The sequence below is a fragment of the Butyrivibrio sp. NATIVEDY162 genome, from assembly GCF_045999815.1.
GTDB lineage: Bacteria > Bacillota > Clostridia > Lachnospirales > Lachnospiraceae > Butyrivibrio.
This window is the reverse complement of the sequence record NZ_CP172573.1, coordinates 2,495,943-2,509,530: the sequence shown is the minus strand read 5'-3', so window position 1 is coordinate 2,509,530 and position 13,588 is coordinate 2,495,943. Positions and strand designations below refer to the sequence as shown.

The following is a 13,588-nucleotide window of genomic DNA, read 5'->3' as shown; positions in this document are numbered from 1 at the left end:
CCACAATATCGTAATGAATATTCTAAAAAAATCGTTAATTAGTTTATATTTTAAAAACACTTTCCATCTTTTTATCTACAAAATATATCTTTTAATTTGTTATTTCAGAAAACGGTGAATTAGCGATTATTTCCGGGTCGCCTGCCTTCAGTTTTCCGGTTGAATCCTTCTCAACCTTAATCCTGAACCACTTAGAGGAGCCTACGCCATTTCCCGGTGCTTCATGAAGGTAATATGTTCCTTCGCTTAGCTTACCTATATAAAATGCTCCGGCATTTCCCGCGCTCCATCCTGTTTCATTATCTCTGACAATCCTTAATCCGTCGCTCCTGTAAATATCAAACCTTGGTCCTGTCAGAGGTTTCCCGCTTCCATCAACCTTCTTTAAGAGAACCTTGGCTTTATCCTTTGAAAGATTGATTATTCCGTACTCTCCGATAACTGATTTGCCATTCTGGACACACTCAGGATCTATCTTTTCCTTTTCGACATCCATTCTGACAATGACATATTTTGTCTGATTCTCTCCAGTTTCAATAATCTCAAGAGTTTTTCCTGTGTCAGCAGCTATGTCTTCCACAGCCTTCTTGACATCATCCTCTCCCACATAAAGCTTATAGATATACTGATGATGATTATTCTCCTCATCAGGATCTTCATTTGCCTTAACATAATAATCCGGTTCATATTTATCAGGCACAGAGGTTTCCTTCATGAAATATATGCCTCCCGGAATCTTAAACTTTATGTTTCCTTCTTCGTCTGCAGAATCAGTCGAAGTAACTACACTGGCTGCAATCTCATCATTGCCGTTTTTGATAAGAACGTTCTCATATGCCTTGGCTGAACCATCAACCACTGAGGCCAGACTGTTATCATCACCATCCGGCGAAGTATCGTAAAACATAAACTGTGCTCCTGCGAGTCTCCTGGCCTTTCCATCATCTTCACATATGGAAGTTATCTTTTTCAGGCTAACGTCAACACCATTACTGTTAGTTACGATAGCACCGTTACAGATAGCAATCTTATCCTCACCCTGGGTTGCGTACTCCTTCTTAGTCCAGATAAGTTCGTCACTGTTTTCCTTTTCTTCGACTACATATGGATCAACGCTGCCATATGATGAAGGCATATCGATTCCTTCTTTATTCATGGAAACAGTCCCATCCGCCGCTATCTCAACTTCAAATGACGGCTGGTATTTTTCATGGCCCTGATAGCCTTCAGGTATCACAGTTTCCTTAATAACATATACCGTCTTTTCACTGTCGGGTCTTGCAAGCCAGACATTAAAGTATCCGTCGTCATTAGTAACCCCGTACACATTACTTGGCATATTCTCATAGAAGATACTGTAATTACCGTCAGCTTCATTCTTGGTCTGATACAGCCTTATGGGATCATCCTGACCCTTTATGAATACTCTGAACTCAACATCCTTTATAGGCTCTTTTTTATCGTTGATCTTCTTAACTCTAAACAGCATTGCCTGCTTATAGCTGTTTGTGAAATTAGTTGATTCATTGTCATCATAATCCGTATTGTCGCTTGGCTCAGCCTGAGTTACTACCGTCTTTTCAGGATCCCATGGTCTCTCCTTTTCATCCTCGCTGTTTCCTGTATTGGTCTGGTTGTAGGTAAGCTCTGTACTGTAACGCCTGTTATCAAGCTTTACATCGTAGTTGTTTTCATAAACCTCAAAAGTTTTCTCTCCGTCAAAAGTGACAAGCCACGTATACTTCTTTTCCGTTACTTTCCCTTCATTGTCTTTCTTCTCACTGTATTTCACATAGCCAAAGGTATTTGGTGCTACCTTAGCCATCGCAGTTTTAGAGATAGACACATCGTTTGTAACCCTGTCTAAAAGTGTAAGTGTAAGTACTTCGTTCTCATCATCCTTGTTTTTAAGAGTAATATTGAACCTGTTTTTAGCTGCTTCAACTTTTCGGTTTCTCTCTGAATCACTATCGCTATCATCAACCTCCTCTATTCCGTTAGTCAGCGCATCCAACGCTGCAGCCTCACCTTTTATAGTCTTAGTGACAGTAAGGCAGCTTATCTTCTTGGTTATCTTTGCATTAACATGAAAACCGTTACTGTTATCTGCTGACTGATACTTCACAACCACCCACCTAATCATGTATTCATCAGCATTTAATAAACTCTTGTTTATTTTTTCGTTTTTTCTGGTCGCCTCATTATAAATTACAATTTGCTTAATGGATTCGTTTTTCAGATAGTTAAATACGTACTCATCACTTGGCAGATAGGATAATTGCCAGGTGTGATTCTTCTGGACATTATCACTTGGAGCCCCTGTCTTTTCCTCATATTTTAAGTGAACCTTTCTGTCAATTGATCCATCATCATAGAATCCGTCTTTTCCTGCAAACCCCTTCCTTATTGACTTGTCAGCGCGCACTGTATCCTTTTCTGTTCTTGTTACACCATTTTCATCAATAATGTATTGCATGAAATATTTGTACGGCTTATTTGATGCAGGCTTGCATTCCTCTAACATTACCGGATTACTGTTTTCATCCAGCCGGTACATAATAGCTCCACCAACATGAATATAGCTGTTTCTATCCTCATTAAGGAATTCCTCAGCCTTTTCAGGGTTATCAATCTGTTCTGCATTTATAAGTATTGACAGGTTTGCAGTAGGATTTGAGTTTATTGTATTTTCCCATTGGAATGACCATACCGGTTTAAGGTCGATAACCCCATCCAGATCCTCATCATACTTAGCGAGGTCGTGCTTTACATGATCCAAATCATAAGCTTTTAAAACTTCACCTGTTTCTGTTTCCCATCCCATGAAGAGATATGTATGATAAGTTCTTAAATCACCGGTGCCTTCCAGTCTCTGATAAGTTCTAACAGCTTTATTTGGATAATATCCACCGGGATCAAGCTTTTCCTGATATGAGGAATAATATGTGCCATCACTGTCCTTATATCCGATATTTCTTACAACATATTCAGCTCCTGCAGCGCCCGTAATCTCCTCCGTTGCTATCAGTGAGCCGGAAGATTCATAATCAAGCTCTATAACATCAGGGAGTTTTCCTCCATCAATCCTGTCTCCAAAGGAAGGCTCAGCATCTGTCATATGATAATTTACGGTATATGCCAGCGGCTCTTTCTTCTTTAATTTCCAAACCGCCTTTATATCTACTACAGAATTTGACTCCCTGTCTTTTTCTACTCCTTCTTCCATATATTTTGTCAGATCAATGGTCTCATCCTTATAGTAAACACCATCTTCATGTGTTCCCGTATATCCGTAGATTTTCCATCCAACAAATTCGTAGGTATACTTCCATTCACTGTCAATGGATACATATTTTGTGGATGCAGGCGCTTTCAAGACATAGTTCTCAAGAGTTGTACCTGTTCCCGATACAACCTCTGTGTCTGCAAGAGGAAGATTATTCCTTGTTCCAACATCTTCCTTTTCCTTTGGATATGTATAATTTACTGTATAATTCTTCCTGTCATTTACCTGTGAAATCCTAAACCATTCAGTTACATTAGTCAGATCTGCATCTGCATCAAATTTTGAGTATGCCTGGAACCTCTTTCCACCGCCTGAATAATCAAGTGCCAGAGGAACGTTTCCATCATCAGCAACAATCCTGATCCTGGAATCAGGAAGCAGGTATATATAGAGAAGCTGCGGATTATCGGATAATCTTAAATTTCCGATGTTGTTTTCCCATACTAAATTAAGATATTTTCCTACATTTGCTGGTGAAACCGCGCTTTCTCTGATTTTAATGTAATGACCGAATGTCGTATCTGTTTTTTCAAAAGTCCATATGGTTTTAATAACAGAATTTTCTGAAATAACCCCGGTGTTCTCATTTACATATGCACTGATGTTTACAGGTTCAAACATCTCTCCTCTGGTTGAGTCATAAAATGTTTTATCCGATACAGCATATCTTTTGTTATCCTTACCCTTCGTATAAAGCACAAAGTCACCTGTAATTGTTATATCCCCAACAAGCTGCAGCATTGTGCCGGATACAGGATTGGCCGGATCCGTACTCAAGAGTTCAAACTGATTGTTTTTGCCGGTATTGTTTATATACAAAAACTGTCCATTATATCCGGGCTCACTTGCGTTCTTGTCATAATATTCAAGCAGGTGATAATCACCGGCGTCTGTAACTCTGAATTCAGCCGCCTTAGCTGCCTGCGTAAAGTAAACTTTTCCGTATGAAATTCCTATATAAATATCACCATTATGAAGTCTATAGCCATGATCTCCAAGACCAAAAGTCCACTCTGTTGCCCTTGAGGGTACACTTACCTTTGTTTCTGCAGATCCGGGTGTGTAAGAAAGGAAATATCCACCGTCCAAAACATACAATTTTCTTCCATTGTAGGATTTGTCTGAAATATCACTTTCTCCGGGTGCTTTCGTCAAATGAATGTGAGCAGCCGCAGAATTTACCATAACATCCAGATGATCTGCCGATGTTCCGTATCCTATGTATTTATTTGCCACATTAGTCTTTGCAAGGCAGAGCAGATGATAATCTCCCCAATCAGAAGCAGTAAATCTATTGGCAGAATCCGTTCCTACCTCCCATTTTGTTCCGTCAGTTGTTATGTAGCTGCTGCCGGCACCAATCTTATAGCCTTCCTCACGAAGTTCAAATTTCCATGCAGTAGCCTTTGATATATCGTCTGTATAACATAAAACCGCTGGAGAAGTTGTATTATCAAGACTCAGGTAGTGCTTTACTGCTGATGCATCCTCATAATCTATATAGTAGTTTTCTCCATCAAGCGATGTATCAAATACATCAAACGTAGGAAGAGTCAAAATTGTATAAGCAGAAAATCCATCCGTACTGAATTCTGTAACTCCATCATTAAATACAGCATCAAGTACTTCAGCGCTTTCTCCAAAATGAACAACCCTGACACTTTCTTCCTCAGCGTTTATGTCCTCCTGAAGAAGATTAACTGATACTTTTACGTCTTTATTTGGCTGATAGGTATCTCCATTTACCGGATTTACAAATGAGATATCAAAAACCTTTGCTCGCTTAACATATTCACTGTAGGTTCCAAGTTCTCTTGCACTTTCCTCAACATATCCCGAATATTCTCCGGTATCAGAGCTCACTTCCGTTACAACAAGCTCAGCATCAGCCGGAATTCCTGATGCATTATCATAATCTACGGTTATTTCATATGTACCATTGTCCGTTGCAACTACTCTCTTTTCTCTTATAGGCTGAACAAGGACATATACAGAAAATCCATCCGTAGTAAAGTTCACACTATCAGCTGCCTCATTTGATGACAGATTTTCTTCTTTAACTGCAGCATCCTCAAAATCCTCATCCTTCCTTAGCTCTGTTCCCAATACCTCAGGCTCATCTGATTTTATATGAACAGCAGCAATTTCATCATCAAGGAAAAGCTCATTATTTTCATAAAGATTTTCTGCCCTGATTTCAACCTCTACAGGTGCCTTGGGCTGTATCTCCTCCCCGTCATATTTGATTGCAATATCAAGCGCTCTGTAGCTTGCAATCTCATCTCCTGATAGTTCCACTGCCTCATTGGCATCACTAATAAGCTGAGGATAATCATAGTCCTCACTATCCTGTGTAATATCAGTCACCTCAAGTACAGAGCCCTCAGGTATCTCTGCCTCCTTGCCAAAGGTGATGGATATTCCCTTATCCTCTGCGACAAGACATCCCTCTGCAGATTCTTCCTCGATCACCTCTGCATCAGTCTCAATAAGCATTGATAAATCACCGATTATATCTGTTTTATTATCATTTATTGCAGGATCATCCTCTGTTTTTTCTGCAGACTCTACCTCCTCAGCTGCAGGCTTAATGCTCTCATCCTGAGCCGTATTCTCTGTTACAGGTTCTTCCTCCTGAGGCTTTTCCGCTTCATTTTCATCGGTGTTTACATTTTCAGTATCGCTTACAGGCTCTGCATTTTCCTGTGCAGGCTCCTGTGATTGTTCCGTATTCTCTATTGCAGGCTCTTCCTCATTTTCCTGTGGCTCTGTAGTCTCACCCTCATCGATGCCCACTTCCACTGAAGAAGATTCGCCTGCAGCTTCTGAATTATTCTCTGACCCGCTGTTATCCTGATCCACTTCTTCCTGCTCGGATGTTTCAGATACCTCTTCATTTCCTTCTTTATCTTCGCTCGGAATAGGCTCAGTAATAACTGCTTCTGCAAGTGTTCTTACTATGTCTGTTTTCCCAAGGTCACTTGCAAATGCCTTAATTGTCGCAAAAGGATCTCTGTAGCTAAAGCGAACCTTTGCCGAGGCATCCGCATTTACCACCAGATTTTCAATTATCGGCCAGTCACCATAGTGAGCCTCGGAAAAGAGCATATCCGTAGCGGCAACATTCTTTAGCTGTGAGCAGAAAGGCATACCAAAAATCGCAGGCTGCAGATTATTGTCATATCTGTGTGTTTTATCCTGACGCTCCAGGGTGAGCTCTCCTGCAGGAAGTATGAACTTATTGTATTCATAATCGGTTTCATTTTGCGCAAGGGGCTCATCAATAGCCTTTATTCCGGCATCGTCTTTCTCAGTATTACCTATTCCCTTTAGATATTTTCCATCCTCAGTAGGATTTATGATCTCAAAGTAATGATTTCCGGCAAGGCCTGTTCCTCCAAGGTTTCCGGCAAAACCACCTGCACTGCTGCTTCCTGTGAAAAATACCTGTCCGACTGCATAGCAGGTAGCTATGTTTCCTCCTGATAATGAGCCTGCAAAACCTCCTACAGTACCTGCTGTTGCCGAGCATGTGGAATAACTGTTCTGAATTGTTGCAGAATCAGCCTTACCCACAAAGCCTCCGGCCATATCTGTACCTATGACATTAACTCTGGCAGGAGTGTTTTCTGATACTGATTTATCATACCTTCCTATATGCTCATCAACAGTTGTCGTATGTCCGCCCGACTGACACATATCTATTGACGCACCACTCGCTTCTCCTATAAAGCCTCCTGCATTTCCGCCCGTTGCCTTTACGTATAAAGCTGCTGCAGATCCCTGCACGCTTCCGCCACTCATCTCACCTATAAGGCCACCTGAATTTCTACCTCCGGTAATCTCAATATCAGAATCATCATATCCGACAGTTGTACCGGCCATACCCTGCCCTGCTGATGCCATCTCGCCATTATACGCAAGAGTGTTTTTTATATCAGAAGATGTAGCTTTTCCTGCAAGCGCACCTGCTGCCCCACCTGTTGTCTTAACGGAGATATTCTTGATCACACAATCCTCTACTGAAGTAGCATTCAAAATTCCAACAACTCCCGCAGTATCTCCCGCACCTGTTACTGTACTTCCAACCTGGCTTCCACCGGTTTGACCTGCTGTAGCGGAATTATAGCTGACAAATAGATTCTTCACCTTGGAATTATCAAGCTCTCCAGCAAGCATACCTGTTCCACCGGCACCGTTATTCTTAATATCGAAATTGGAGATAACAAGATTTGCAAGCATCAGATTATTTTGCTTGCCAAACAGCCCTATATCGCTAGGGCTTCCAACTATTTTGTATGAACTGTCAGAGGTGTCTACTCTAAGTCCTGTAATTGAATGGTATTTGTTTTCACGTGCTGTTGCAGAAAGGTTTACTTCCTCAGGATTTTCACTTACAACATCATCCATACTCCTTAAGGGCTGCGCATTCTTAGCACTGTCGTATCTATATCCGTTGAAAGACACAAGCTGGTCATTGGTTATAGGTGTAAAATTGCGCACTTTTCCTGCAAAACTGCCTGTCTTTGGCAGGTTTTTCTCTTCATCCCAGGTTATGTCCTCAAGAAGGACTGCGTCCATGACACCGGGATTACCGTCTCCTGCTGCCATCTGAGCCTTAACCTTTGAAAAATCGTATGCAAGATTTTGAAGGTGCCTTGGATATACTATCCTTGCCACACCGTTTGTACCCTCAATATCAAAATCAGCATACAGACTGTTCTCAACATTTGAAGTAGCACTTGCGCTTCTAACGTTCTCAGAATACCTGGCATTTCCACTTCCGGAATCCCACACCTTTACCGACATAGTAATATCATCGCCGGGAGTAATGGCATTTTCCATAGTCCCGCCGCCTTTTACCTTAAGATTCTTAAATTGTCTGTCGGGTTCAAGGCTGTCAAGCTTGATATATCCTATAAGTCCGTACTTGTTATTCGACTTTGTATCACCAAAGCAAGATGCAGGAATTGTATTTCTCAACTCATCAGTTGTAATAACTATACCTGTTGTTCCATCGGTATCAAGGAAATTACTACTACTGTCACCCGCATAGTTTTGCCAGTATATCTCGTTTGAAGAGATATCGACTGTATCGTCACCTGTAGTAGACTTTATACCTTTAAGTGAGATCTTAAATGAGAGATTCTCTATAGCATTCTTCGTATTTTCATCAACTGTAATCTTGATAACGCCAAGAAGATCTCTTCTGTTAAGTATCCACGCACCTACTGACAATCCTCCCTTTGCGGCAGCTCCAAGGCCACTGTTTGAACCCTCAGAGTAGTAGCCCACGTATGCATCAAATGCTGCTATTCTGTCCTGCGGTGTTCCTCGTACAGGGGCTGAGCTTGGAGATTCACTAAGTGCAGCTATACTCGTTCCGCCTTTTTCAGGGTTGTCACTTAATATAACCGCATATACATCAAGGCTTACCGGGTCATACTCGATTATCCATTTCGCAGATTTTATCTCTGCTTCCAGGCTATTGTCCTCAGCAAAAAGTGATTTGGCCGCACCCTCATCTTCCGAAGTTATGTATGCAAGGGTTCCGCCCTCATAATCAAAGGTCTTGGCATTGTAAAGCTTTTCAACCACAGATTTTACTTTTTCGCCCTCTTTTTTTTCTGTTTTCTCCTCTGTTACAAAAAGCTCCATCATGCGGCTTTCAGCGGCATAATAAACAGCCTCAGCTCTTTTATCAAGGTGAGACTGCCGCATATTTCGTATTAACCTCATTCCGGCTATAAACCCAAAAGCCATAAGTATGATTATTATTGCAATAACCACCAATAGCTCGACAATTGTAAAACCTTTTCGTCCTCTTCTTAAGTCAACTTTTTTCATTACCAACATACTCCCCAACTAGTATTTATTTCATTCAGATATTACTGATTATTATCCCCGGCCTTGACTGTTACTGCATATTTCCCGGATGCCAACTGCTTTCCGTTCTTATCTTCAACCGTTATCTCATAGTTGAAGATGATTTTTTCATCTTCTCTGGAAGGCGAAGTTTTATAACTTACTCTGAGATTATTTGCATAATCAAATGGCCCTCCGTCTTCTGATCCCACTATCGGATAATAGCTGTCTCCGGTCTTTAGATTTTTGAGGCATATGCTTGTCCCATCCCCCTGTAAAACGCATCTTCCACCTACTAATCCACTACCGTCAATAAAGGACATCTCGTCCTCAAGCACTATGTCACTTGCAGTTGTAAGTGTACTTCTGACAAAATCAGACAGAGTAGACATTATCATCTGTGCCTTCGATCTGTTTGTACTCTCAATGTAGCGCTTGGCTGCCAGATCCATTGCTCCCGTCACAAGCTGCGTTGCAAGTAGCAATATCACTACGGCGAGAAGCATTTCCAATATTGAAAAGCCTCCGCAGCTTGAACTTATTTTATTTTTAATCTGCCTTTTTATCTTTTCCCCAAAATTGTTCATTTCTCAAATAATCACCTGATACTAAATCCTGTTACTTCAACACCGTGATTAGTTGTATTTTCTTCTGCATAAACAGAATGCTCCGCAGCTTCCTTGTTCGCCTTAGATGCCGCAACTACTGCCCCGGGAAGAAGCATAAGAGCAAGTACGCCTATAAGCAGCGCCACCAGAGTTTCTATCAGAGACTCTCCATATTTACTTTTTATCTTTGCTCTAAGCTTATTGATCATTGATTTACCTTAATCACTCTTTATCTTGCTTATTATGTAGGAGCCTTCACCTGACCAGGAAGCATAGGTCACTTCTTTTTCAAGTAAATCGCCATTTGCATCATATTCACCCGGAATTTCTTCCTTAACTTTATTTCCCTCTCCCGGTATAACTATTGTCAGCGGATAATTGCTGTCGCCGGACTCCACCCATATATCAACCTCAACTGTATATGATTCGTCCATAGTCATTCTGCCTTTTAGACTGCCATGTATTTTTTCAAGTCCGCTGTAGGAAAAATCTATGTCATGTGCCTGACTTCCGCTTCCTCCTGAAACAGAATCCGCCATATCCTTAAGAGTATCTCCAAATTGTCTGTCCGCTCCTGTAATCTCTGATTCTTCTCCTTCAACCTTTTTGTATGTCACATCCTCTTCCAGACATTCCTGAATTAGCCTTGCTGCCTCTGTTGTTGCAATGTAAGCTACTTCCTCCTTCTTCTCCTCAACTGTTCGTCTCGCATTTAGAATTGACGCATTAACAATGGCTATGGCCACAAAACAAACAATAAGAAAACCCACAAGCGCCAGTATCAGTGAGGCACCCTCCTGTGACTTGATTTTTTTATGACATTTGCTTTTTATATGTGTAAAAATGTCCGTCATTCCTTATTAATGTCCTCCGGAAGCTCCTTATCAGGCTTTCCTCCCTGCATAGTCTCATAGAAGGTTCCACTTAGATTAACTGTAACCTCTCCGTCTTGAAGATTGGACTCCCTGACAAAAGGTGAGATCATCATATCTCCCACGAGACAACGTATCTCGCTATTCTCCAAATCTTTTATAATCTCCTCTGCCTTTGAAAAACTTCCGGCAGTAAAGGTCATGGCAAAATCCCTCCTAATGAGGTCATTCTCCCTTGTAATGCCTGTAAAATTAACTGAATAATCATCAGCTTTTCTGAGCAGCTCATGGAGAAAATCTATTTCCGCTTTCCCGGCATTATAGCTTGGCATATAGCTTAAAGCAGACTTGTCGCCTTCACCCAGCTCATTGGACATTTTCTCAATCTGTACAAGCCTTGCATCAGCAATTGCAAGCTCTGCTTCCAGGGCATTCTGCTCGGATTTTGCAGAAGCGATTCCCTCTTCAATCGGAGTAAATACAAACAGATAGTACAAAGCTCCGATTATCACAATTCCCAGAATAGCCAATAATATCTTTTCAGTTCCGGTTAATTCCTTGTTCAGCTTTTCCACTATTATTTCTCCTCTTTAGAAGACTTTGTGACCAGATATACCTTTATCTGAGCTGTTACATTGTTATTACCTGCTCCTATATCATTACGAAGCTCATCCTCTATGGTCTTGGCTGATGTAACTGAGCAGTTTTCAACTATCTCCTCTTCGCTTAAAAGTGAAGAAAGTCTGCTTACGCTGTCCAGATTATTCGCCAAAAGATCCACAACCAGCACTTCACCTGATAAGCTTACATATTTAACCTTCATTCCCTGCTGCCCAATAAGGTCTATCAATTTTGTTGTCTCAAGACGCCTTATTCTGTTTTTTTCTTCGTCATTTAGCTGGTCCCAGCTGTAATGAGCGTATTCATCTGACAGATCATCCGAGTTTGTAATAGCCTTCATGCGTTCTGCTATCTCACTCTCAAGTGCCTTAGCCTTACTTCTCTCATTATTCAAAACTTTTAATCTGTCATATATACCAAATTTTCCGAGAGCTGCCAGCAATACAAGAACAGCTGCTACTATGGCAAAAATAATACGTTTCCGTACAATTTTCTTTTCACCGGCAACTGCCATATCTCCGTTGGTAGCTGCGCCGATCGCATCACTTAAAAGAATCCCAACTGAGCCATAGGTTACATTTATTTCTTTATCCTTTTTGTACTTCGGGAATAGTTCATCAAGCGTCATAACATTTTTATCAAGACGCTTTTTGATCATCTCTACCAATGGTTCAATGGTTGCCCCCATACCACATAGTGCAATGTCATTAAGTCTTGATGTCATGTCTGACATCTCGTAGTAATTCAGTCCCTTTAGTATTTCTATTGATATATCCTTATATGCATTTACAGCCCCCGGCAGATTGTCACAATCCTGGTAATTGTTCCTTAGGTAGGTAATTGCAAGATGACTGTCCACATTCAGTTCATCTGCTATAGCATTGATTATTCTGTCCTCGCCTATATCTATCATGTGTGACAGTTTAAACTCACCGTTTCTGAATATCATCATTCTGATTGTTTTTCTTCCGATATCCATGAAACAGCGCTCTTTTCTGATCTCGTCTTCATTGCCCAGAGCTTCAAGCAAAGTCTCATATACCGAAGTTTCCGGCAGTGCTTTAACCAGCTTCAATCCGGCAAGTTTAAGTGTTTCACGTATGAATGTTATGACATCTAGCGGAACAGCATATGCAAGAAGATTTACTTCGTTTGAATCTTCCTGCTCTGCTTTTCTTTCTACATAATCAAAAACATATTGTTTAAGTTCCCCTTGAATCAGATCCTTAAACTCAAAAGGTATATTAAACCTTAACTGCTCGTCATCTATTTTGGGCATAGAGATGTTGCGCACAAAGATGTCTTTATCAGAGATAACATAAGCAACATTTTTGCAATTTATCTTGTGTGCTTTCAGCTGTTCCTTAAGAAATTCCACAAAAAGAGTCTGTGAAGTAATTTTATTTCCATCAACAATATTATCCGGAAACTCTTCCCACACAGATTTGCGTACGACACTCCCTTTCATCAATGTCAATGAAAGTATGTCATTATTTATGCTTAATCCTAATACGCCGTCATTTCTTGCCATTTGTTTACCCCTCTCATAGCATTTTGAAATACCAGGCAGTTATCTCATCTCCAAAAAGCAGTACTATATATGCAGCTGCAGCAATAGAAGGTCCGAATGGAAATTCATTTGATGCCTTAGGTTTTATTATCCTTCGCACCACTGCAAATAATATCCCTATAACGCAAGAAAATAATATCAGTTCATATGTTCCTACAAATCCCAGGTATATAGCGATAATTGCCATCAGTTTTATATCGCCGCCACCAAGACTTTCTTTTTTTAGCAGTTCATCCATCAAAATGCTTATCGCAAGCATTACAGCCCCACACATAACTCCGGATAATAACCGCTTCCCATAAAAAACCAGTGTATATCTTCCAAGGTATAATTCTATGGCCGAAAAAAACATCCAGCTTATCATCATTGCAATCAACACTCCATCCGGAATCTCTGACGATTCAAGATCCACAAGCGCTATTGCAAAAAGGAACCCGACCAAAATCCATTTTTTTAAAAATTCGACCGGATCGCTCCCGTTTACTACGTAGAGTAATACCGACAGCGCCATAAAGCTCAGCTCTGTTATCGGATATCTGACCGAAATCTTTGCTTTGCAGTATCTGCATCTTCCTCTTTGAAGCAAATAGCTTATAACAGGTATAAGGTCGATCGCTCCAAGTTCATGTGAGCAGCTCATGCAATGACTTCTTGCTTTTACAAAATCTTCCTTTCTTACGATCCGCATAGCCATACAGTTTAGGAAAGATCCAAAGACCAGCCCAAAGAGTGCTATACATATTACGGAGTATATATTCTCAGCCAA

The 13,588-nt window shown here is 40.8% G+C and carries 7 protein-coding genes; all 7 read right to left on the bottom strand.

Going from position 1 to position 13,588, the window contains the following annotated elements:
• Window positions 1-91 precede the first annotated feature (91 nt).
• The 7 genes from ACHCNF_RS10870 to ACHCNF_RS10840 are packed head-to-tail and all read right to left on the bottom strand — an operon-like array spanning window position 92 to window position 13,588.
• A complete protein-coding gene (locus ACHCNF_RS10870; RefSeq protein ID WP_408069811.1) occupies window positions 92-9,133 on the bottom strand; it encodes a SpaA isopeptide-forming pilin-related protein in 9,042 nt (3,013 codons plus the stop codon).
• A gap of 41 nt (window positions 9,134-9,174) precedes the next feature.
• On the bottom strand, window positions 9,175-9,738 hold the full coding sequence (locus tag ACHCNF_RS10865) for a hypothetical protein (RefSeq protein ID WP_408069810.1): 564 nt from the start codon (window positions 9,736-9,738) through the stop codon (window positions 9,175-9,177).
• 11 nt (window positions 9,739-9,749) lie between these two features.
• The gene (locus ACHCNF_RS10860) at window positions 9,750-9,968 is read right to left on the bottom strand and encodes a type II secretion system protein (RefSeq protein ID WP_408069809.1); all 219 of its coding nucleotides are present in this window, start codon (window positions 9,966-9,968) and stop codon (window positions 9,750-9,752) included.
• 9 nt (window positions 9,969-9,977) lie between these two features.
• The gene (locus tag ACHCNF_RS10855; protein ID WP_408069808.1) at window positions 9,978-10,613 is read right to left on the bottom strand and encodes a hypothetical protein; all 636 of its coding nucleotides are present in this window, start codon (window positions 10,611-10,613) and stop codon (window positions 9,978-9,980) included.
• Window positions 10,610-11,206, bottom strand: coding sequence for a hypothetical protein (locus tag ACHCNF_RS10850; RefSeq protein WP_408069807.1), 597 nt, complete (start codon window positions 11,204-11,206; stop codon window positions 10,610-10,612). Before ACHCNF_RS10850 ends, ACHCNF_RS10855 begins: the two co-directional genes overlap by 4 nt.
• 2 nt (window positions 11,207-11,208) lie before the next feature.
• The gene (gene pilM / locus ACHCNF_RS10845) at window positions 11,209-12,783 is read right to left on the bottom strand and encodes a pilus assembly protein PilM (protein WP_408069806.1); all 1,575 of its coding nucleotides are present in this window, start codon (window positions 12,781-12,783) and stop codon (window positions 11,209-11,211) included.
• A gap of 13 nt (window positions 12,784-12,796) precedes the next feature.
• On the bottom strand, window positions 12,797-13,588 hold the full coding sequence (locus tag ACHCNF_RS10840; RefSeq protein WP_408069805.1) for a prepilin peptidase: 792 nt from the start codon (window positions 13,586-13,588) through the stop codon (window positions 12,797-12,799).

Bases quoted from the DNA above. Each gene is read 5' to 3' on its own strand.
- ACHCNF_RS10855 (WP_408069808.1), bottom strand. From the start codon at position 10,613: ATGACGGACATTTTTACACATATAAAAAGCAAATGTCATAAAAAAATC.
- pilM (WP_408069806.1), bottom strand. From the start codon at position 12,783: ATGGCAAGAAATGACGGCGTATTAGGATTAAGCATAAATAATGACATA.
- ACHCNF_RS10865 (WP_408069810.1), bottom strand. From the start codon at position 9,738: ATGAACAATTTTGGGGAAAAGATAAAAAGGCAGATTAAAAATAAAATA.
- ACHCNF_RS10860 (WP_408069809.1), bottom strand. From the start codon at position 9,968: ATGATCAATAAGCTTAGAGCAAAGATAAAAAGTAAATATGGAGAGTCT.
- ACHCNF_RS10870 (WP_408069811.1), bottom strand. From the start codon at position 9,133: ATGAAAAAAGTTGACTTAAGAAGAGGACGAAAAGGTTTTACAATTGTC.